The organism is Bradyrhizobium sp. CCBAU 53340 (genome assembly GCF_015291645.1).
Taxonomy (GTDB): domain Bacteria; phylum Pseudomonadota; class Alphaproteobacteria; order Rhizobiales; family Xanthobacteraceae; genus Bradyrhizobium.
In genome coordinates, this window is sequence record NZ_CP030055.1 from 3,346,554 (window position 1) to 3,367,938 (window position 21,385).

The following is a 21,385-nucleotide window of genomic DNA, read 5'->3' on the forward strand; positions in this document are numbered from 1 at the left end:
TCACACGATCAGCCGGCCGCGCCTCCTGGCGATGCCGATCGTGACCTCGGCGCCCGCGTTGAAATCGAGGCGATCGGATTCGACGCCATCGCTGAAGATCACGCCGTTCTCAGCCATCAGCGAGCGGATGCGCAGCTGCTCCTCGGACGCGAGGCGGCCGCAGACGAGACTGGTCTGCGAGTGCCGGCTGGGAAAGGGCTCGCGCACGGCAAAGCGCAACTCCGCGGCGTTCCAGGGCAGGGCCTCGTAATCAGTCAGAGCGGGCGGCTGGCCAAAGCTGCCGGCGATCGCAAGCGAGCCGGTGACGATGCTCTTGAACCAGGCGGTCGAGCCGAGCCCGGTCGAGACGATCAATCCGCTCGAGGATTGCCGCTCCGTCGTCCCGCCGGCCGCGATCTCGTAGATCGCGGAGACATGCGTGCGGGCGCCGATGAAGAGGTCGTTCACCGCATGCAGCACCTGGCCGTCGCTGAGCCGCGCCTCCGCCATCGTCACGGCCTGGCTGCCGCGCTTGTCGGCGGCGACATCAGGCAGCAGCTTGGCGAGATCGCGTGGCGCGAAGGGCAGGAGGATGCCGTCGTAGCGCGCAGGGTCGGGGTTGAGCCCAACAAGCGGATGGTCGTCGAGATATTTCATCGTGTTGGCGACGACGCCGTCCTGGCCGAGCGCGACCACGATGTCGTCGGGCGCGAAGATGAAGTTCGGCAGGAAACCGCGCTCGATCACCTGATAGCGCCCCCATTGCTCCAACACCTGAAGCGTCGCGCGCCGCTGCGCCTGATAGACCTCGTGCTCCCTCTCATAGTCGGAGAAGTCGGCGCCGAGATGCTCGGCATAGAAGCGCGCCTGCGCCGCCGTCAGGTAACGCGCGACCAGGTCTTCCAGCCTGGTCTTGCGCGTCACCAGCACGATCTTGCGGTCATTGGCGGCGGGCATTGGCGGGCTCCGGCTTCGGCTTCTCCATGAGCTGGCTGAGCAGATCAGGCGAGACGTTGAGCTGGCCGATCTTCTCGGCCTTCTCGGCGATGCCGGAGAAGGCTTGCGCGATCAGCTGGCCCGGCTGCATGCCGGCGGCGGCGAGCGCCTGGATGACGCGGGTATCGACGCCCTCGAAGATCTTCATCAGCGCGCCGACGCGATAGGCCTCGGCATCGGCCAGCGTGCGGGTGTTTTCGGCATTGAGGCCGACGAAATCCTTGCGCTTGCCTTCCAGCACGATGTCCGCGGCCATGCTGGCCTCGCGCAGCCCGTTGCGCTTGGCGGCAACGCTCGCCTCGGCATCCATCTGGGTCTCGCGGATCGAGCGCTTCTTCTGCTCGACCGCGATCTCGGTGTCGAGCTCGCTCTCGCGAATGGCGCGCTCCTGCTCGACGGCGAAATTGCGCCGCGCGAAGATCGCTTCATCCGCGTTCTTCAGGATCGCTTCGCGTGCCTGCGCCTCCAGCGCCTTGGCGGTGTCAGGCGTCGGCTTGATGCCGCGGATGGATACGCCAAGGATTTCCAGGCCAAGCGCTTCGATGTCGGCGCGCCCTCGCAGACCGCCCGCGATGATGTCGGCGATGCGGTCGGAGGCTTGCAGTGCATCTTTCAGCGTCAGCTCCTTGATGGCCTGCTGCGCGAGCACCTCGACCGTGCCGAGGATGCGTTCCGGCAGCTTCTCCGGATCGTCGGTCTCATAGGTCTTGCCGTCGGACTTCAGGGTGAAGTTCAGCATCGAGGCCGCCTTCTTCGGCTCGCTGACGCGATAGGTGACGTGGCCCTGCACGGTCAGCGTCTGAAAGTCGCGCGCGATCAATGAGAAGATGAAGGAGGCGTCGCGGCTGCCGACGGGCACGGCGACGAGCGTCGTCACCGGCGCGTAGTACAGCGCGGAGAGGCCGGTGCCCTCCGCGACGACCGCACCGGCGCGGTACTTCATCAGATAGGTGGTGGGCTGGGCCTTGATGAACCGGATGCCGAACATGGCTTGCCTCCTGCGGCTATAAGTTGGCCTGAGCAACTAAGTAAGTTGGACTGTACAACTAACTATGCTACTGTCAAGGCCGAACAGGGGAGGCTGTCGATGGCGGGCGAGGTGCGGGCCGAAGGTCTTGGAAAGTCAGGACATCTGGACTTCCCGCGGCCGCTGACCACGGTCGATGTCGTGATCTTTTCGATTCGCGACGATTGGCTTCAGGTGCTGCTGGTGCAGCGTCCGGCCGGTGAGGGCGAACCGTTTCCGCTCAGCCTGGCACTGCCGGGCGGCTTCGTCGACATCGCCAGGGATCGCGACCTTGCCGCCTGCGCGGCGCGCAAGCTGAAGGAGAAGACCGGGGTCAGCAGCCCCTATCTCGAGCAGCTCGGAAGCTGGGGAAGCGCGTCGCGCGATCCGCGCGGCTGGTCGGCAACCCATGCCTATTTCGCGCTGATCCCGGCAGAGGCAAGCGTGCTGACATCAGATGCGCGGTGGTGTCCGATTCAAGACGGAAGGCTGAAGGAGAAGCTTGCCTTCGATCACGGCGACATCCTGGCAACCGCGATCCAGCGCCTGCGCAACAAGGTGGAATATACGTCGCTGCCGGCTTACCTGATGCCCGCGGAATTCACGTTGCCCGACCTGCAGCGCGTCTACGAGATCGTGCTCGACCGTCCGCTCGAGAAGAGCGCCTTTCGCACAAGGATCCTGTCGGCCGACATGATCGAGCCGGTCGCAAAGATGCGGCGCGGCCCGAACCGCCCCGCGCAGCTCTATCGCCTGAAGAAAAACAGCGAGCCGGTGTATTTCGTGCGGACGTTCAATCCGCCGGAGTGATGCTGCGCCGGATGCTCGGCTAGAATAACATCATGTTAGGTTTCTCGCATAACAGGGTAATTGTGTTAGCCCGGCGAAAGCCTATTATCGCGTCACTCAAGCACCAATCGGCAGTAACGAACGCTAGCGGAAAGTCCGCATAGCGCGTGGAGAATGCTGCCAGTTTCTTCCAGAAGCCCGCCCACGGGCCGCAAGCAAACCAATTTGCAAACCAATTTGGAGGACTCCCAGGATGACCGGAATCCATCACGTGAGCCAGTCAAGGAAGGCCGCTGCGAGCGGCTGGATCGGGTCGGCTCTCGAATATTATGACTTCTTCATCTACGCGACCGCCGCCTCGCTGATCTTTCCGCAGATCTTCTTTCCGTCGGAGAATCCGACCGTCGCCATCGTCGCATCGCTGGCAACCTATGGGGTCGGCTATGTGGCCCGGCCGATCGGCGCCTTCGTGCTCGGACATTGGGGCGACACCCATGGCCGCAAGACCGTTCTCATCGTCTGCATGTTCATGATGGGTCTGTCGACCATGGCGGTGGGCCTCCTGCCGACCTACCAGCAAGTCGGCATCCTCGCGCCGATCCTGCTGGTCATCCTGCGTCTGATCCAGGGATTTGCCGTTGCCGGTGAGATCTCCGGAGCGAGCTCGATGATCCTGGAGCACGCGCCGTTCGGTCGGCGCGGCTTCTATGCGAGCTTCGCGCTTCAGGGCGTGCAGGCCGGACAGATTCTCGCGGCCGCCGTGTTCCTGCCGCTGGCTGCCTATATGCCGACCGACGCCTTCAACAGCTGGGGCTGGCGGATTCCCTTCCTGCTCAGCTTCTTCGTCATCGTCGCTGGCTACATCATCCGCCGCGAAGTCGACGAAACCCCTGCCTTTGCCCGAGAGGACCAGCGGGGAGAAACGCCGCGCTCGCCCATCGTCCAGGCCATCAAGCTGAGCTGGCCTGACATGCTCAGGGTCACCTGCATGGCGCTGATGAACGTCATCCCCGTGGTTGCGACCATCTTCGGTGCGGCCTACGCGGTGCAGCCGGCCTATGGCATCGGCTTTGCCAAGGACGTCTATCTGTGGATCCCGGTCCTCGGAAACATGTTGGCCGTGTTCGTCATTCCCTTCGTCGGCAATCTCTCCGACAAGGTCGGCCGCAAGCCTCCGATCGTCGTCGGCGCGCTGCTCTCCGGTCTGCTGGCCTTCGGCTATCTCTATGCCATCAGCATCAAGAACGTGCCGCTGGCGATCCTGCTGTCACTGTTGATGTGGGGCGTGGTCTATCAGGGCTACAACGCGATCTTCCCGAGCTTCTATCCGGAGCTGTTTCCGACCCGCACCCGCGTGTCGGCTATGGCGATCTCGCAGAACATCGGCACCACCATCACCGCGCTGCTCCCCGCGCTGTTTGCGACGGTCGCGCCTCCCGGCTCGGCCAATATCCCCTTGACGGTCGGCGCGATCGCCTTCGGCATCACCGTCATCGCGGCGCTGGCAGCCGTCACGGCCCGGGAAACCTATCGGATCGGCATCGACGATCTCGGTAATCCCAAGGCCGTTCCGATGCCGCGGGGCGACTATGAGCGTCAGCGTGCGGAGGCAGCGGGCGGCGCGGCCGCAATTCCGACCTGACAGACGCGCAAGCAAGCCATGCCGTTGCGATCGATCGTTTGCGGTGGCATGGCTCGATGCGCTACGTGACTGCCTGTTCGAACCCGGTGCGCGTGAGCGCAATCATCATGAGGTTGCCAGATGAACCCCGTCGTCGTTGCCGTCGCCATCACCGGCTCCGTTCCGCGCAAGAAGGACAATCCGGCGGTGCCGATTCTGCCGTCTGAACAGATCGAGTCGACCCACCAGGCCTTCGAGGCCGGTGCCACGTTGGCCCACATCCATGTCCGCAACGACGACGAGACGCCGTCCTCCGATCCGGAGCGCTTCGCCCTGGTGCAGGAAGGCATCCGCAAGCATTGCCCCGGGATGATCGTGCAGTTCTCGACCGGCGGGCGCGGCCGCGACCCCTCGGCGCGCGGATCATCGCTCTACCTGAAGCCGGACATGGCCTCGCTGTCGACGGGATCGGTGAACTTTCCGACCATCGTCTATGAGAACAGCGCGGCCCTGGTCGAGACTCTCGCCACCGGCATGAAGGCAAATGGCGTTCGTCCGGAAATCGAGATCTTCGATCTGTCGCATTTGCACGGCGCGCGACGCTTGATCGAGGCGGGGCTGATGGACGCGCGTCCGCACGTGCAATTCGTCATGGGCGTGAAGAACGCGATGCCGGCCGACGAGCAAGTGCTCGACATCCTGCTGGCAGAACTGAAGCGCCTGATCCCGAAGGCGACCTGGACCGCAGCCGGGATCGGCCGCCATCAAGCCGAGGTCATGGGCTGGGCCCTGGCGCGCGGCGCCGATGCGGTGCGCACCGGGCTCGAGGACAATATCAGGGTCGACAAGACGCGCCTTGCCGCCAGCAATGCCGAGCTCGTCCGCATCGCCTGTGAAGCTGTCACGCGCCATGGCCGGCGCGTGGCGACTGCGGCCGAGGCGCGATCCTTGCTCGGGATTGTGCGGTAGTGACGATCGTCCCACACCTGACGTCTGCCTGACATGCTCCTGGCTGCCTTCTGCCATTCGGCGGCCGGAGTTCCCGCGTGCTGAGTCTGCGGGTAAGACGAGGCTCACAGGCGTGATCGGCGCCTGCCGGGCAGGCGACGACTTGAATGCGGTTCTTGAAATCTGACAGCAGGCTCATCGGGGTCCTGCTGGTGCTCGCGATAACCCAGCTCATTGGATGGGGTACGATCGGCCTTCCGGCCGTGGTTGGCCGCGACCTTGGAGCCGATCTAGGCATGAGCCTGCCGGCGGTGTTCGCGGGCAGCTCGGTTCTCTATGTCACCATGGGCCTGTGCGCGCCCTGGCTCGCCAAGGCCTTTGCGCGGCACGGCGCGCGCAAGGTGATGATGGTGGGCACGGTCGTCTCCGCGCCGGGCTACGTCGTTCTGTTTTTCGCGCGCGAGCCGCTGCTCTATTTCGTCGGCTGGGTCATTCTCGGCATGGGCGGCAGCGCCACCTTGTCGACCGGCGCCTATATCATGCTGAACGAGGTCGCCGGGCGCGGCGCCAAGAATGCCATCGGCGGGCTGATGCTGGTGACAGGGCTCTCCAGCAGCATCTTCTGGCCGACCACCTCGTTCCTCAGCGATTGGCTCGGCTGGCGCGGGACCTGTCTCGTCTATGCGGCGATGATGCTCGCCATCAACCTTCCGCTCTATGCGTTTGTCGCGCCGCGCCGCAAAATTGTGACTGACGATCGTGGCGAGGCGGTCAAGGCAGCGCGGCCGCCTGCGATTCCAAGAAGCACTTTCGGTCTCGTCGCCTGCGTGATCACGATGAACGCCTTCGTGAACTTCGGCATCAGCGCGATCCTGATCGAGCTGTTGCGTGCGGAGGGGCTTGCGCCCGCGCAGGCGCTTGCGTTCGGCTCGATGCTGGGCGTGATCCAGGTCAGCGCCCGCGGCCTCGACTTCCTCGGCGGCGGCCGGTGGGACGGCATCACCACCGGGCTCGTCGCAGGCACGGCATTGCCGGTCGCCATGCTGCTGCTGATGATGAGCGAGGGCGCAACCTGGGCGGTCGCGACCTTCATCCTGCTCTATGGCGCGGGCAGCGGTGCGATGGCGGTGGCGCGAGCGACCATCCCGCTCGTGTTCTACGACCAGGCCGAATTCGCCAGGGCGATGTCGATGATCGCATTGCCGCTCAATCTGGCCTCCGCGATCTCGCCACCGTTGCTCGCAGGCCTGCTCACCGAATTCGGCAGCCGCGGCGCGCTTGGGCTCACCTTGGCCTTTTCCTCCGCAACGGTGCTGATCCTGGTCCTGCTCGGCCGGCGTCGTCCGCGAGTGGCCGCGGTCGGGGCGGCCTGAGGCGTTATTCGCAGCACGGAATTCGTCGCTTCGGACTGCGCCTGTCGCCGGCACAGGGGATGGCCGTATGCCGCCAGTGCAGTGCTCGGGGCATCAAAATGGTGTATCCGCAGGGAGCGTAGCCACGGCTTCTCGCCGCCGCGCCAAGATCCAGTTCCCCGGAGGAAATCGACATGTCGGCCCTGCCGCTCTCAGGCATCAAGATCCTTGACCTCACGCGTGTGCTCGCCGGGCCCTTGTCGGCCCAGATGCTGGGCGATCTCGGCGCCGAGGTGATCAAGATCGAGCGGCCGGGCACCGGCGACGACGCGCGCGCCTTCGGCCCGCCTTATCTGACCGATCCAGAGGGCAAGGCGAACAACAACAATTCGTTCTATCTCTGCGCCAACCGCAACAAGAAGTCGGTCACCGTCAACATCGCCAAGCCCGAGGGTCAGGCGATCATCCGGGAGCTTGCCAAGGACGTCGACGTCTTCATGGAAAACTACAAGGTCGGCGATCTCAAGCGCTACGGCCTCGACTACGAGACCATCAAGGCGATCAACCCTCGCATCATCTATTGCTCGGTGACCGGCTTCGGTCAGACCGGTCCCTATGCGCCGCGCGCCGGCTATGACGCCATCCTCCAGGCGATGGGCGGCCTGATGAGCGTCACCGGCCATATCGATGGCGAGCCCGGCGAGGGCCCGATGAAGGTCGGCCCGTCGATCGTCGACTACATGACCGGCATGAATACCTCGATCGGGCTGCTCTCGGCGCTGTACCATCGCGACGTCAATGGCGGGCAGGGACAGCATATCGACGTTTGCCTGTTCGACACCGTCATTGCGTCGCTCTCGCATTGGCTCCAGATCTATCTCGTCAACGGCAAGGTGCCGCCGCGCCGGGGCACCTGGGGCAATGGCGGCATGCCGGCCGGCGTATTCCGCTGCACCGACGGGGAGCTGATGGTTGTGGTCGGCAATGACGGCCAGTTCCGGAAGACCTGCGCCGTGCTCGGCGAGCCCGAGCTCGCGAGCGATCCGCGCTTCGTCAAGAACAACGACCGCGTCGTGCACGGCAAGGAGATCATGGCGATCTTCGCCGGCCTGTTCCTGAAGAAGCCGGTGGCCTATTGGCTGGAGAAGCTGGAGGAGGCCGGCGTGCCGTCGGGCCCGATCAACGATTTCGAGCAGGTGTTCTCCGATCCGCACGTGCAGTCGCGCGGCATGCGGGTGAAGGTTAACCATCCGTTTCAACCGGATCTGTCGCTGATCCGCAATGCGCTGACCTTCTCAGGGACCCCGATCACCGATTACCGCGCCCCGCCGCTGCTTGGCGAGCACACCCAGGAAGTGCTCGGCGGCAAGCTCGGCTATGATGCCGGCAAGATCGAGGAGCTGAAGAAGCAGGGGATTATCTAGCCAGGTCTTCGCATCTCCTCGCAAGCGCGGCGACCCAGCACAGCCGGAACAGAGCCGTATCGCTGCGCATCAACTGGTGACGGAAGCATGGCGATGGCGCGGCCTTGTGCGGGGCTTGCGCGCAATCCCCAGATAATCCCGGTCCGTAGTCGCACAGGCTTCCACTTTCCTTGAGACTCTGATTCGATCCCTCCACTGACTTCGGGAGGGAAATGGATGTCCTACACGATCGGGTTCCAGGCGAAGGACCAGAAGGCAATTCTGGCGACAGAGGCGGCAACCGCTAACCAGGCTGTTGCCATCATTGCCGCACTGCGGCAAAGCGCCGAAGAGATCAAGTTCATCCGCTCGCCGCAGGAAGGCGATATGGGCATCGAGATGCTGCTGCTGCTCGCCAAGGAAGAGGCCGAGGAGATGCCGCAGCGGGGCTAGAGCATGATCCGGAAAAGTGCGCAGCGGTTTTCCGACAAGATCATGCTCAGACGATAAGTCTCCGCAAATTACACTTCGAGCTCCAGCGAAGCATGCCGGCGGCAGGATGACGTAGCCTGGCACCGGTCTCGCTTGAACCGAAGGTGGCCCATGAAACGCGAAGCGCTCCGCGTCGAACCGATTTCGACCTATCTCGACCGCTGGAAGGCGCCGGCTTCGCCCGTGACGCGCGCCGGCAACATGATCTTCGTATCCGGCCTGCCTCCGTTTGATCCTGAAACGGGCGAGATCGCGGCCGTGCCGATCGAGCGTCAGAGCGAATTGGTCATGGAGCAGTTGAAGCTGTGCCTTCACACGGCCGGCGCCTCGCTCGACAACGTGATGAAGTGCAACATTTACTGCACCTCGGCCAAGCACTTCCCCATCTTCAACGCGATCTATGCGAGCTACTTCCCGGAGCAGCCGCCCGCGCGGATCTTCGTCTGCATTCCCGAATGGACCGGGTCTTTCGACATCGAGATCGACTGCATCGCGATGATGTGAGCGATTACCGTGCAGCGACCCGCGAGGGCGCCTTGGTCGCGGCCTTGCCCGCCGTCAGCGCCATGGTCGCGACGCTGACGACGCGCGCGACCACATCCTCGACGTCGTCGAGATCGCATTGGCCTTCTGACAGCTTTGTCAGGCGCTCGCTTTCGCGGATGGTGTGGTGCGCCATCGCGAGTGCGAAGTTGAGCCCCCAATAGATATCGACGTCGCTGCGGTCGGGCAGGGAGCGGAGCATGGCGCCGGCGAATTTCCGCAAATGGTCGATCTCGCGGTTCTTGATGCGGCGGATCGGCGGTACGGATTCGATCGAGGCGCGGATCATGAAGCGCGCCGCGGTGGAACGCTGGTTCTCCGGCCCGAGGCATCCGCGCAGCGTCGGTCCCACCAGGGCGCGCAGGATCACCTCGATCGGCGCGCGGCCGCCGCCGTCTTCCTCGGCGGCCTTCAACTCGCGCAGGCGCTCGCGGTTGGTCGCGATCGAACGGGTGACAAATAATTCCGCGATCAGCTCGTCCTTCGAGCCGAAATGGTAGTTCACCGCGGCCAAATTGACGTTGGCCTCCGCGACGATGTCGCGCAGCGTGACGTCGCCGAAGCCGCGATCGGCATAGAGCCGTTCGGCGGCGGCGAGAATGGCAGACCTCGTATGATCGCTGGCCATGGATTGCCCTCAGGGAGGGGAGTTGCAATTCAAACACTTGTATGAAACTATCGTTTGAAGGCCGGAGAAAGTCAATCCGCAATCGCAACTCGTTCGCAACGCGCGAACCGGTTCCGAAGACCCGTCAGGCGCATTCGCGGCTTGCGGGCCGCACGAGGCGGGAGGACAGTCCGGCGCAAAACGAGATCGCAAAGAGAGAGACGAGGAGCGTCCCATGGACTTCGATATGTCGCCCAAGCAGAAGGAATGGCTCGACCGCGTGCAGTCCTTCATGGCCAAGCATGTGCGTCCGGCGGTGCCTGTTTATAACGAGCAGGATCAAAGCGGCGAGCGCTGGAAGGTGATCCCGGTCCTGGAAGACCTCAAGAAGAAAGCGAAGGCCGAAGGTCTCTGGAACATGTTCATGCCGCCGAGCGAGCATGAGGACGACGAATTCCGCGGCGCGGGATTGACCAATCTCGAATACGCCCTGCTGTCGGAGGAGATGGGCCGCATCACCTGGGCTTCGGAGGTGTTCAACTGCTCCGCGCCCGATACCGGCAACATGGAAGTCTTCATCCGCTACGGCACCAAGGAGCAGAAGCGGAAATGGCTGCGTCCGCTGATGGACGGCGAGATCCGCTCCGCCTTCCTGATGACCGAGCCGGCAGTGGCCTCGTCCGATGCGACCAATATCGAGACCCGGATCGAGAAGGATGGCGATCACTACGTCATCAACGGTCGTAAATGGTGGTCGTCGGGCGTCGGCGATCCCCGCTGCAAGATCGCGATCCTGATGGGCAAGACCGATTTCAACGCGGCCAAGCATCAGCAGCAGTCGCAGATCCTGGTTCCGCTCGACACGCCCGGCATCAAGGTCGAGAAGATGCTGCCCGTGTTCGGCTTCGATGACGCGCCGCACGGCCATGCCCAGGTGCTGCTCGAGAACGTGCGCGTGCCGAAGGAGAACATCCTGCTCGGCGAGGGCCGCGGCTTCGAGATCGCGCAGGGCCGCCTCGGACCGGGCCGTATTCACCACTGCATGCGCACCATCGGCAAGGCCGAGGAGGCGCTGGAGAAGATGGTGAAGCGGCTCACCTCGCGCACCGCCTTCGGCAAGCGGATCGTCGAACATTCGGTGTGGGAGCAGCGTATTGGCGAAGCCCGCACCAACATCGAGATGACGCGTCTGCTCTGCCTCAAGGCCGCCGACATGATGGACAAGGTCGGCAACAAGACCGCGCAGGCCGAGATCGCCATGATCAAGGTCGCGGCCCCCACCATGGCGCTGAAGATCATCGACGAGGCGATCCAGGCGTTTGGCGGCGCGGGCGTCTCCGACGACGCCGGCCTTGCCAAGGACTACGCCCACATCCGCACGCTGCGTCTCGCCGACGGTCCGGATGAGGTGCACAATCGCGCCATTGCAAGGCTCGAAGTTCGGAAGTATGCCAATTCTCCCAAGCATTAAGCGATGGAGCGGGATGAAGCGCCCGCTCTAAAGAAGCGACAAGAGCATGATCCGCATTCGGTGGCCGCTTGACGCAAGTGCGCCAGCGGTTACCGAATAGGATCCCGTTCGGACTGAAGAGGGAGCGTCACCGTGGCTAACGGCGTCAGGAAAGACGAAGAGTTCTCGGGCACCAAGCCGGTCGAGGAGCGTCATCGCTTCGACGAGTTGCGGCTCGAGGCTTGGATGCACGAGCACGTCGAAGGCTTTGAAGGCCCGCTGGTCGTCCTGCAGTTCAAGGGCGGCCAGTCCAATCCGACCTACCGGCTCAACACGCCGAAGCGCTCCTATGTGATGCGCAGAAAGCCGTTCGGCAAGCTGCTGCCTTCGGCGCATGCGGTCGATCGCGAGTACCGCGTCATCGCAGCCCTTGGAAAGCAGGGTTTTCCGGTCGCGCGCGCCTATGCGCTGTGCCAGGACGACAGCGTCATCGGCGCTGCCTTCTACATCATGTCGATGGAAGAGGGCCGCGTGTTCTGGGATCCGACGCTGCCGAGCCAGGATAACGATGCGCGCCGCAAGATCTTCACCAGCAAGATCGAGACGCTGGCCGAGCTCCATATGTTCGACCCCGTCGCAATCGGCCTCGGTGATTTCGGTAAGCCGGGCAATTATTTCGCGCGGCAGATCGATCGCTGGACCAAGCAGTATCGGGCGTCCGAGACCCAGCACATTCCGGAGTTCGAGAAGGTCGCCGAATGGCTGCCCAGGACCGTGCCCGAGCAGGCGCGCGTCTCGATCGTCCATGGCGATTATCGCCTCGACAACATGATTTTCCATGCGACGGAACCACGCGTGCAGGCCGTGCTGGACTGGGAACTGTCGACGCTCGGCGATCCCATGGCCGATTTCACCTATCTGTTGATGCAGTGGATCATGCCGGGCCTGCAGGGCGCCGATCTCAAGGCGCTTAACATCCCGAGCGTCGAGGAGGCCGCGCAGATCTATTGCAACGTCACCAGGATGACGGTGCCCGATCTGAACTGGTATTTTGCCTACAACCTGTTCCGCCTCGCCGGCATCACGCAAGGCATCGCCGGCCGCGTCCGCGACGGCACCGCCGCCAATGCCAAGGCGCTGGAGTCCGCCAAGCGCACCGTGCCGCTGTCAAAGGCCTCGTGGGAATACGCGCAGAAGGCGGGCGCGGTGTAACGAGATAGAGGCGCGGTCGATGACCGCGCCTCTTTTGATTTGACGCGCGGCTGTTCCCACACACTCCGTCATTGCGAGCACAGCGAAGCAATCCAGAATGTTTCCGCAGAGGCAGTCTGGATTGCTTCGTCGCATCAGCGCAAAATTGCTTGGCAATTCTGTCGCGGGCTTCTCGCAATGACGGGGAGGCGCGCGTGTCCCTTGTACGGCTAACAAACTTGACCACATCTCTTCCCGCAAGGAGGCGGTCATGATCCAGCAACTGCGCATCTACGAAATCTTCGACAAGAACAAGGCTGCCTTCCACGCTCGGTTCCGCGACCATGCGGCGCGCATCATGCGCACCCGCTATGGCTTTCAGATCGTGGCGATGTGGGAGACAAAGTCAGGCGAACGGACCGAGTTCGCCTATCTCCTGGAGTGGCCGGACGAGGTCGCCAGGATTTCGGCATGGGCGGGCTTCATGGCGGATGCCGAGTGGAGCGAGATCAAGCGAGTCACACATGCGGAGCATGGGCTGATGGTCGGGCAGATCGAGGACCGCCTGCTCGTGCCGGTGGACTATTCGCCGTCGTTCAGCCTCCTGCACTGATCCGCCTTCGGAGCCGCGTACATGATCGACCACGCCACCCTCGTCACCTACATCCTGATCGTTCTCGGCTTCGTCTTCATTCCGGGCCCGGCGACCCTGCTCACCATCGCTCGGGCGGCAAGCTCCGGCACAAAGGTCGGCATCGCGACGGGCGCAGGCATTGCCGCAGGTGACCTCATCCACACCAGCATGGCGATCGCCGGCCTCTCGGCGATCATCGCGACCTCAGCGCTGCTCTTCAGCATCGTCAAATATGCCGGCGCGGCATTCCTGATCTATCTCGGTATTCGCGCGATGCTCGACAAGGCGCCGATCGAGCTGAACAGCGCCGCGCCCGCGATCGGCGCGGGCCGCGCCTTTCGGCAGGCTGTGCTGACCGAAGTGCTCAATCCAAAGACCGCGCTGTTCTTCCTCGCCTTCCTGCCGCAATTCGTGCGGCCGGAGCATGGTTCGATCGGACTTCAGCTTGCGATCCTCGGCATTGTCTTCGTGCTGCTCGGCCTCGTCAGCACCGTTGTATTCGCTGTCGGCGCCGGCCGCCTCGGCAATCTCCTGCGGCGCCATCCGAGCGTGGTGAAGTGGCAAGGCAAGGTGGTTGGGACCATCTACTGTGCCGTCGGCATGCGGCTGGCGTTGCAGGAGCGGTGAGGCACGGCGCTCGCTCCTGCGGCACTTGCGACTACCCCTTCGCGCAATGCGCGATCAGCCTCTCCACAAACCCCGCGCATTTCTCCAGCTCGGCCATCGCGATGAACTCGTCCGGCGTATGCGCCTGCGCGATCGAGCCGGGGCCGATCACCACCGAAGGGATATCGGCCATGCTGGTGAACAGGCTGGCCTCGGTGCCGAAGGCGACCTTGGCGTGGTCGTTGCGCCCCGCAAGGCTCTTGGCCAGCGTGACGATGGCGGCGTCGGCCTTGGTGTCGAGCGCGGGATAATCGAGGATCTCCTCGAAATCGATGCCGCATTCGGGGTGTCTCGCCTTCATCGCCGGCTCGAGCTCGGCCTTGGCCCAGGCGACGATCGCATCCGTCACCTCCTTGGATTCGGTGATGCCGATGCCGCGGCATTCGAAGTCCACCGTGCAGGTGTCGGGCACGATGTTCAGCGCCGCGCCGCCATGCACGATGCTGGTCAGCAGCGTCGAGTGCGGGACGTCATAGAGGCTGTTGCGCTCGGCCTCGCCCGCAAGCTTCACCGCGCGGCGGCGGATCTCGGTGATCAGCTCGGCGGCATATTCGATCGCGTTGACGCCATCGGGCGCGATCGAGGAATGGCGGGCAAGGCCCCGGAACGTGGCGCGCACGCCGTGCTTGCCCTTGTGGCCGATGATGACCTTCATCTCGGTCGGCTCGCCGATGAAGGCGCCGAGCGGCCGCAGCTTCTTCTTCGCGACTTCGGCAAGCATCGGCCGCACGCCGACGCAGCCGATCTCCTCGTCATAGGAGATCGCAAGGTGGATCGGCGTATTCAGCTTGGCTTCGAGCATCTCCGGCACCATCGCAAGGCACACTGCGACAAAGCCCTTCATGTCGGTGGTGCCGCGGCCATAGACCTTGCCGTCGCGCTCGACGAGCTTGAACGGATCGTGACTCCAGTCCTGGCCCATAACAGGCACGACATCGGTATGGCCCGACAGCACGTAGCCCGGCCGATCCTCCGGTCCGATCGTGACCCAGAGCGACGCCTTCTGCCCTGTTGCATCGGTGATGCGCTCGCCCTTGATGCCGAGGAAGGCGAGATAGCTCTCGATATGCGCGATCAAGGGCAGGTTGGTGCGATCGCTGATCGTGTCGAAGCCGACGAGGTCGGCCAGCATGTTGCGGATGCGATCGGGACGTGAACTCGGGAAGATCGGATTGGGCATTGTCTCGTTCATGTGATGGAGGACGGCCTCACCGCTTGCACGAAACATACCAATGGAGTGGCCATTCGGGCAAATCCGACCGCGAACCAGGCTTTCGCCGAATCTCAGGCAAGTGCAGAAAGATCTTTCGGCAGCATTCGCTTGAACAGGTCCAGCGCGCGGCGCGCCTCCAATGGTGGCAGCGCAATCGCGAACCGGACTGCGGCCCCGATCTCGATCATCGCCAGTTGCGAGAATGTCGTGAGAGCAGGGGCAGGCTGCTTCGGCGCGACACGATGCAGGGCGTCACGCAGCAGGCCGGCAAGGAAGGCAACGTCTTCCTGGTCGATCCTCTGAAGCGTCCGATCACTTTGGGTCGCCTGCCAGATGTGATGCATCACCGGGTGATCGCGGAACATCTGGTAGTAGCCGTCGGTGATGCGGCACAGCGCCGCGTGTAGGTCGGACAGCTTCTTCATCTCGGCGAGGTCGCGCGCAACGCATTCGTGGCCGGTGGCATTGCAGCGCTCGGCGAGCGTTCCGATCACTGCGCTCTTGTCCGGGAAATATTGATAGAGCGAACCGAAGGCGATGCCGGTGCGCTCGACGATGTCGCTCATCCGGATGGCGTCGCTGCCTTTCTCGGCAAGGATCTCCGTTGCCGCGGCCAGGATGCGATCGAATCGCTCCCGGCTGCGTTCCTGTGTCGGCACCAGCGGCGTGCGCCGTCCGGTCGCCTGCGTCGCTTTGACCGCCCTGATCTTCCGTTCCGGCATCGTGGTTCCCGCCATCTGCGCTTGACGCCAGAAATAAGAGAGTTTATCGCCTTTATCAAATACGAGAGTTTATCGTATTTAACGGAGGTGCGTCATGCGGCAGGTTTTCACGACCGGATTGCTGTGGTTTTCGGCGCTGGGCTGCGGTGTCATGGCGGGCGTCTATTTCGCCTTCTCGAACTTCATCATGACCGCGCTTGGCCGGCTCGATCAGGCTGCCGGTATCGCGGCGATGAACGCCATCAATGTCGACATCGTGCGCTCGCTGTTCATGCCGCTGTTCCTCGGTACAACGGTGGCGGGTGCAGCGCTGGTGGTGATGGGCGCGTTGCGTCTTAGCGAGCCGGGCGCGATCAGCATGATCGCCGGTGGCAGCCTCTATGTCGTTGGCATGTTCGTGGTGACGGTGGGGCTCAACGTGCCGCTGAACAACGCACTCGCCGCGGTGCAGCCGTCGGCCCCGCAGGCGGGCGTGGTGTGGGCCGCGTATCTGAAGGACTGGATGTTCTGGAACCACGTGCGGACATTGGCGTCGGTCGTGGCGAGTGCGTTGTTTATCGCTGCGCTCGCCGCGTAACAGGCTTCGTAGGGTGGGTTAGCGAAGCGACGTCCACAATCTCTTGCGCTGCCTGACGGGCAAAACACGCGAGCCGTAGGGCAATGCGTCTCGCGAAAGATATTCCGCTTTACCGAAATTCGGAAACGACGTATGTGTTGCGGCAACCCGGCCCATGGAAGAGGGGCGTATCGCGATCGTCACGACGCGGGCCGGGCGGCGGTGGACGCTAGTCACATCGGCGCGAAGGGTCTTGCAGGGCGGGCAACCGTGAGCAAGACCATCGCGCACACGACCGGTGTGACTGCGTACGGCAAAATCGTGTGGTCCTGGCGCCCGGAGCCTGTGCGCCAAGGCTCGTGGTGATGTGCGATGTCCAACCGGATGCGCACATCGGTCATCTGCGAGACGACGGGGGCAATAGTGCATCGCTCCCCGGGGAGATCACGACATAAGCCGTCAAACCACTGCGCAGGGAAGGCCGGATGTTTCGGCTTCACCTGTATGCCGCTGTGCAGCCTCTTGTAGCGCAACCTTCGCACAGTGGACCGCGGGTGCCAGCCGGGCACCCGGCCTTCCCTGCGCCCTCTTTCAGATGAGGGTGAGGTTGATGAAGCAAAGCTCGGGCGGAATGAGCCGCGAGGCTGCGAAGGTGCGTCTGTGATTGAAAGATCGAATGCTAACGTTGCCGCGAACACTGCCCTGTGACCGTCGCCCTGAGGCGGCCGCTACTTCAGCGGCCCTCGAAGGGCGACAGCCCGGCTGCATCTCGGCCGCACATCCTTCGAGGCTCGCAACGCAGTGCAGATGCACTGCGTCACTCGCACCTCCAGCGACAACCGCTTCGCGGTTGCGCGGGGATGACGGAATGGATATTGCTGGTGCGGAAAGACTCTGGATTGCTTCGCTGCGCTCGCAATGACGGTGTGGAGAGACTTTCGCACCAAACGTCGGTCTCGTGCCCCGGACGCAGCGCAGCGCTTCTTCAGCGGTGCGGCGCGTCCGGGACACGAGTGAGCCGTCAGACCGGCTTGCCCGTATACGGCATCGATGCCGTGAGGCCGCCGTCCACCGGGAAGGCCTGGCCATTCACATACGACGCTTCATCACTTGCCAGGAACAACCCCATCGCCGCGAGCTCGTGGGGCTGGCCGGGGCGCTTCAGCGGATTGAGCTGGCCGATCTTGTCCTGGGTGCCGCGCTCTTTCGCACGGTCGAAGATCGGTTTGGTCATGCCGGTTTCGATCAGCCCGGGGCAGACCGCATTGATGCGCACGCCGGTGCCGGTGAGGGAATATGCGGTGGTCTGCACCAGCGAGATCACGCCGGCCTTGCTGGCGGCATAGGGATGCCCGCTGGCGCCGGCCTTGAGGCCCGCGACCGATGCGGTCAACACGATCGCGCCGGACTGCTGCTTCACCATGTGCGGCATCGCGTATTTCACCGCAAGGAACGGTCCAATCAGATTGATGCGCAAAATTTCCTGCCAGTGGTCGACGGTCTGTTCGGCCAGCGGAACGAGCCCGCCGGAGATGCCGGCATTGGCCCAGATCACGTCGAGCCTTCCATGCGTCTTCACCGCCTTGTCGATGACGGCGATGACGTCGGCCTCGGAACCCGCGTCGGCGATCATCGCCTCCGCGACGCCGCCGGCCTTCTTCACCTCGTCCACCGTCTCCTTCACCGCCTCGCTGCGATCGACCGCGATCAGTTTTGCGCCTTCCCTGGTGAACAGCAGCGATGCGGCACGGCCGATGCCGCTGCCGGCGCCGGTGATGATGACGGATTTGCCTTGCAGGCGGCCCATGCGTTTCTCCCTTCGGTATGCCGCGCGACGCTTGCCGCGCGACGGAATTTCAAACAGAATTTCAAACGGTAAAGTGTCTTGAGACACGTTCGCTACTCACGTACAGCGACATCACACGGGATGGAAGGGTTTCGATGGCAGGTGCAGACAAGCCTGATGTGGTCACGACACGCTGGTGGTGGGTTCGTCATGCGCCGGTGCGCAATGACGGCGGCAACATCTACGGCCAGACCGATCTTCCCTGCGATACCAGCGACACCTACGTGTTCAACGCCGTTGCCAAGGTGTTGCCACGCAACGCGGTCTGGTATTCGAGCAATCTGATGCGCACGCACCAGACCGCGGAGGCGATCTGGGAAGCGGGTTTTCCGAGGCCTGCGTCCATGACGTGGGAGCCGGATCTCGCCGAGCAAAATCTCGGCCGCTGGCAAGGCATGAACCGCGCGGCGTTCATCGCGAGCCGTCCAGTTGGCTCGAGCTGGTTCGCCGACATCAACGAGCCGGCGCCGGGCGGCGAAAGTTTCATGGATCTCTATAATCGCGCGCGCCGCGTCATCGAGCGGATCAATAGCGAGTCCGCCGGGCAGGATATCATCGCGGTCGCGCATGGTGGCACCATCAAGGCGGCGATCGGGCTCGCGCTCGACGGTCAGGTGGAGAAGGCGCTGTCGTTCGACATCGACAATGTGTCGATCACGCGGCTCGATTGTTTCGCAAGTCCCGAGCGCACGATATGGCGGTTGCCGATGGTGAACCAGCAGCCGTGGATCGCCGATGATGCGCATGCCGAAATGCATCAGCCTGCGGGACCGGAAGTCAGGAAGCTCGCCTGAGCCGTTACGGCTCCAGGCCAATTCGAAATCATACTCTGGGAGGAAAGCATGACCTTGTTCGACATGAAGGGAAAAGTCGCCGTCATCACCGGCTCGACGCGCGGTATCGGGCTTGCGATCGCCGAGCGCATGGCCGAGCACGGCGCCAAGGTGGTGATCTCCTCGCGCAAGGCTGATGTCTGCGAACAAGTGGCGAAGGGCATCAACGACAAGTTCGGCAAGGGCACCGCAGTCGCGATCGCCGCCAACATCTCATCGAAAGAGAATCTGCAAAATCTCGTCGACGAGAGCAACCGCGCCTTCGGCAAGATCGACGTGCTGGTCTGCAACGCGGCGTCGAATCCATATTACGGCCCGCTCGCCGGCATCTCCGACGATCAGTTCCGCAAGATTCTCGACAACAACATCGTCGCCAACAACTGGATGATCTCGATGGTGGTGCCGCAGATGATCGAGCGCAAGGACGGCTCGATCATCATCGTCTCCTCGATCGGAGGCCTAAAGGGCTCGACCATCCTCGGCGCCTACGCGATCTCCAAGGCCGCCGACATGCAGCTCGCGCGCAACCTCGCCTGCGAATACGGCAAGCACAACATCCGCGTGAACTGCATCGCGCCCGGCCTGATCAAGACCGATTTTGCCAAGGCGCTGTGGGACAATCCGGAGAACCTGAAAGCCTCGACCGCGCGCTCGCCGCTGCTGCGCATCGGCGTTCCCGACGAGATTGCGGGCGCGGCTGTGTTCCTGGGATCGAAGGCCGGCGACTTCATGACCGGGCAGACCATGGTGATCGACGGCGGCGCGACGATTAGTTGAGGCGTCAATGCCGGTGTCATCGCCCGCGAAAGCGGGCGATCCAGTACTCCGCGGCGGAAGTTGTGTGAACGAACTGCCGCCGCGGAGTACTCGATGCCCCGGTCAAGCCGGGGCATGACAGCGAGTGTGTGGATGCGGCCTCGCGACGCGAGCCTAAGCGAGCGATTTCAATCCACCGCCGCGTAAACCAGATCCCGCACCAGCGTCCGCGTGTAGTCACGTTGTCCCGGGCCCTGGCTCATGAACACCGCGAACAGATCCTCCTTCGGATCGATCCAGAAGAACGTCCCCGCAATGCCGCTCCAGAAATAGTTGCCGGCGCTGCCGGGGAAGGGCGCAATGCCGGCCTCGCGGCGCACGGCGAAGCCGAGGCCGAAGCCGTGGCCGGGCGAGAGCAGCGTGCCGTTGATCTGAACGTGAGGTCCGAGGTGATCGGACGCCATCAGCTCCAGCGTCTTGCGGCCGATGATCCTGACGCCGTCGAGCGTGCCGCCATTGCGCAGCATCAGCGCGAAGCGGGCATAGTCCATCGTGGTCGAGACCAGACCGCCGCCGCCTGACTCCATCACCGGCTGCTCGAGCATGTTGAACAGCGCGACCTTGTCGCCGGTCCAGGGATCGGCTTCGAACGGTTCGGCGAGCCTGTTGGCATTAGCCTCACTCGTCGAGAATCCAGTTTCGGTCATCTGGAGTGGCGCAAGGATGCGCTCGGTGAGGAAGGTGCCGAGCGATTGGCCGCTGATGATCTCGATGATGCGGCCGAGGATGTCGGTGGAGCGGCTGTAGTTGAATTCGTCGCCGGGGTGGCACACGAGGGGAAAACTCGCGACCAGCGCGGCGTGCTCCGCGTTGGTGATCTTCCGGCTGCGGACGCGGGACTCCTGGTAGATCTTGTGCACGGGGCCGTCGCCCTGGTGCTCATAGGTGAGACCGGAGGTGTGCCGGAGCAGGTCCTGCACCGTCATCGGCCGCTTCGGTGGAACCAGGTCCAGCTTGCCACCGCTGACCACGCCGACCTTTTGGTTCGCGAACTCCGGGATGAATTTGGCGACGGGATCGCCGAGCAGGAGGTGACCGTCCTCGAGCAGCGCCATGATACCGATCGAGACGATCGGCTTGGTCATCGAAAAGATCCGGAAGATCGAATCAAGCGCCATCGGCGCAGTTCCGGCCGGGCTCTGCTTGCCGAGCGCCTCGAACCAGCCGACCTGGCCGCGCCTGGCCACCAGCACGGTCACGCCGGGGACGGTTCCCTTATCGATCTCGCGCTTGAACGCATCCGACATCGCCTGGAGGCGAGGGCGCGACAAGCTCAGCGTCTCGGGCTTGGCCTCAGGCAGAGGCGGGGTTTTCGGCGCGGTCGAGGGGCGAGGGGCGGCGGTCATGTTCACTCCCGGGGCACATTATTGTCGGGAACGAAGAGTGGCCCAGAAGCCGCTGCACAAACAAGCGAAGCCAGCGCGCTTCACCCTTGCAATCCGTCCTTGCAATCCGGCCGTCCCCTGTGCTTGAAAGCGGCCCTGATCCTCCGCGGCAAGGCGAGGGTCCGTAGGAGTGTAGCTCAATTGGTAGAGCACCGGTCTCCAAAACCGGGGGTCGCAGGTTCGAGCCCTGCCACTCCTGCCAGCTAATCCCATACAGTCAGGATCAACGGGCAGGATAGCGGCGAGCCGAAAGCTCGGCGCGCAGGTCGTACGGGCCTATAAGCCCTTGATCCACATTACGTCCGTCGGCCGGGCCCCGGCGCATTCCGCCCCCGCC

Annotated in this window: 21 protein-coding genes and 1 tRNA gene; 15 read left to right on the forward strand and 7 right to left on the reverse strand. The window is 63.6% G+C overall.

Translation table 11 applies throughout. The features are described from left to right. Both XH89_RS15715 and XH89_RS15720 read right to left on the reverse strand, forming a co-directional pair. Positions 1 to 936 carry a sugar kinase gene (locus XH89_RS15715; RefSeq protein WP_194467903.1) on the reverse strand — a complete coding sequence of 312 codons (936 nt, stop codon included), beginning with the start codon at positions 934 to 936 and terminating at the stop codon, positions 1 to 3. Continuing rightward, positions 920 to 1,963 (reverse strand): SPFH domain-containing protein, encoded by a 1,044-nt coding sequence (locus tag XH89_RS15720; protein ID WP_194467904.1) that lies wholly within the window; start codon positions 1,961 to 1,963, stop codon positions 920 to 922. Before XH89_RS15720 ends, XH89_RS15715 begins: the two co-directional genes overlap by 17 nt. Positions 1,964 to 2,062: 99 nt before the next feature. Here XH89_RS15720 and XH89_RS15725 point away from each other — a divergent pair, with 99 nt between their 5' ends. The 7 genes from XH89_RS15725 to XH89_RS15755 all read left to right on the forward strand — a co-directional run bounded on the left by XH89_RS15725 (position 2,063) and on the right by XH89_RS15755 (position 9,090). After that, the gene (locus XH89_RS15725) at positions 2,063 to 2,791 is read left to right on the forward strand and encodes an NUDIX domain-containing protein (protein WP_194467905.1); all 729 of its coding nucleotides are present in this window, start codon (positions 2,063 to 2,065) and stop codon (positions 2,789 to 2,791) included. A 232-nt stretch (positions 2,792 to 3,023) separates the two neighbouring features. Beyond that, complete coding sequence (locus XH89_RS15730) at positions 3,024 to 4,412, forward strand: MFS transporter (RefSeq protein ID WP_194467906.1); 1,389 nt, start codon at positions 3,024 to 3,026, stop codon at positions 4,410 to 4,412. Between the two features lie 120 nt (positions 4,413 to 4,532). Further along, entirely contained in the window at positions 4,533 to 5,360 is an 828-nt protein-coding gene (locus XH89_RS15735) for a 3-keto-5-aminohexanoate cleavage protein (RefSeq protein WP_194467907.1), read from the forward strand. Between the two features lie 146 nt (positions 5,361 to 5,506). Continuing rightward, positions 5,507 to 6,712, forward strand: a complete 1,206-nt coding sequence (locus tag XH89_RS15740; RefSeq protein WP_194467908.1) for an MFS transporter — start codon at positions 5,507 to 5,509, stop codon at positions 6,710 to 6,712. Between the two features lie 173 nt (positions 6,713 to 6,885). Then, positions 6,886 to 8,115 (forward strand): CaiB/BaiF CoA-transferase family protein, encoded by a 1,230-nt coding sequence (locus XH89_RS15745; protein WP_194467909.1) that lies wholly within the window; start codon positions 6,886 to 6,888, stop codon positions 8,113 to 8,115. A 216-nt stretch (positions 8,116 to 8,331) separates the two neighbouring features. After that, complete coding sequence (locus tag XH89_RS15750) at positions 8,332 to 8,547, forward strand: hypothetical protein (protein WP_128966853.1); 216 nt, start codon at positions 8,332 to 8,334, stop codon at positions 8,545 to 8,547. A 150-nt stretch (positions 8,548 to 8,697) separates the two neighbouring features. Continuing rightward, positions 8,698 to 9,090, forward strand: a complete 393-nt coding sequence (locus XH89_RS15755; protein ID WP_194467910.1) for a RidA family protein — start codon at positions 8,698 to 8,700, stop codon at positions 9,088 to 9,090. Between the two features lie 4 nt (positions 9,091 to 9,094). On the opposite strand, the gene XH89_RS15760 is transcribed toward XH89_RS15755, so the two are convergent. Continuing rightward, complete coding sequence (locus XH89_RS15760; RefSeq protein ID WP_194467911.1) at positions 9,095 to 9,757, reverse strand: TetR/AcrR family transcriptional regulator; 663 nt, start codon at positions 9,755 to 9,757, stop codon at positions 9,095 to 9,097. Between the two features lie 214 nt (positions 9,758 to 9,971). Between XH89_RS15760 and XH89_RS15765 the strand changes: the two genes are divergently transcribed. From XH89_RS15765 to XH89_RS15780, 4 genes are all read left to right on the forward strand, one after another. Then, positions 9,972 to 11,207, forward strand: a complete 1,236-nt coding sequence (locus XH89_RS15765; protein ID WP_194467912.1) for an acyl-CoA dehydrogenase family protein — start codon at positions 9,972 to 9,974, stop codon at positions 11,205 to 11,207. Positions 11,208 to 11,339: 132 nt separating this feature from the next. Beyond that, positions 11,340 to 12,398 (forward strand): phosphotransferase family protein, encoded by a 1,059-nt coding sequence (locus tag XH89_RS15770; RefSeq protein ID WP_194467913.1) that lies wholly within the window; start codon positions 11,340 to 11,342, stop codon positions 12,396 to 12,398. A gap of 250 nt (positions 12,399 to 12,648) precedes the next feature. After that, entirely contained in the window at positions 12,649 to 12,990 is a 342-nt protein-coding gene (locus XH89_RS15775) for an NIPSNAP family protein (RefSeq protein ID WP_194467914.1), read from the forward strand. Between the two features lie 21 nt (positions 12,991 to 13,011). Further along, on the forward strand, positions 13,012 to 13,638 hold the full coding sequence (locus XH89_RS15780) for a LysE family translocator (protein ID WP_194467915.1): 627 nt from the start codon (positions 13,012 to 13,014) through the stop codon (positions 13,636 to 13,638). Between the two features lie 31 nt (positions 13,639 to 13,669). Here the strand turns inward: XH89_RS15780 and argE are convergent, their stop codons facing one another. Both argE and XH89_RS15790 read right to left on the reverse strand, forming a co-directional pair. Next, on the reverse strand, positions 13,670 to 14,857 hold the full coding sequence (gene argE / locus XH89_RS15785; protein ID WP_194468502.1) for an acetylornithine deacetylase: 1,188 nt from the start codon (positions 14,855 to 14,857) through the stop codon (positions 13,670 to 13,672). A 104-nt stretch (positions 14,858 to 14,961) separates the two neighbouring features. Next, positions 14,962 to 15,612 carry a TetR/AcrR family transcriptional regulator gene (locus tag XH89_RS15790; RefSeq protein ID WP_194467916.1) on the reverse strand — a complete coding sequence of 217 codons (651 nt, stop codon included), beginning with the start codon at positions 15,610 to 15,612 and terminating at the stop codon, positions 14,962 to 14,964. A gap of 94 nt (positions 15,613 to 15,706) precedes the next feature. Between XH89_RS15790 and XH89_RS15795 the strand changes: the two genes are divergently transcribed. Beyond that, the gene (locus XH89_RS15795; protein ID WP_194467917.1) at positions 15,707 to 16,189 is read left to right on the forward strand and encodes a DUF1772 domain-containing protein; all 483 of its coding nucleotides are present in this window, start codon (positions 15,707 to 15,709) and stop codon (positions 16,187 to 16,189) included. A gap of 1,000 nt (positions 16,190 to 17,189) precedes the next feature. Here the strand turns inward: XH89_RS15795 and XH89_RS15800 are convergent. Further along, positions 17,190 to 17,975, reverse strand: a complete 786-nt coding sequence (locus XH89_RS15800) for an SDR family NAD(P)-dependent oxidoreductase (RefSeq protein ID WP_194467918.1) — start codon at positions 17,973 to 17,975, stop codon at positions 17,190 to 17,192. A 134-nt stretch (positions 17,976 to 18,109) separates the two neighbouring features. Here XH89_RS15800 and XH89_RS15805 point away from each other — a divergent pair, with 134 nt between their 5' ends. Then, positions 18,110 to 18,808, forward strand: coding sequence for a histidine phosphatase family protein (locus XH89_RS15805; RefSeq protein ID WP_194467919.1), 699 nt, complete (start codon positions 18,110 to 18,112; stop codon positions 18,806 to 18,808). A gap of 48 nt (positions 18,809 to 18,856) precedes the next feature. Further along, positions 18,857 to 19,624, forward strand: a complete 768-nt coding sequence (locus tag XH89_RS15810; protein ID WP_194467920.1) for an SDR family NAD(P)-dependent oxidoreductase — start codon at positions 18,857 to 18,859, stop codon at positions 19,622 to 19,624. A gap of 167 nt (positions 19,625 to 19,791) precedes the next feature. Here the strand turns inward: XH89_RS15810 and XH89_RS15815 are convergent, their stop codons facing one another. Beyond that, positions 19,792 to 21,009, reverse strand: a complete 1,218-nt coding sequence (locus XH89_RS15815; protein WP_194467921.1) for a serine hydrolase — start codon at positions 21,007 to 21,009, stop codon at positions 19,792 to 19,794. Positions 21,010 to 21,174: 165 nt separating this feature from the next. Here XH89_RS15815 and XH89_RS15820 point away from each other — a divergent pair. Continuing rightward, a tRNA-Trp gene (locus XH89_RS15820) sits at positions 21,175 to 21,250 on the forward strand. Positions 21,251 to 21,385 lie beyond the last annotated feature (135 nt).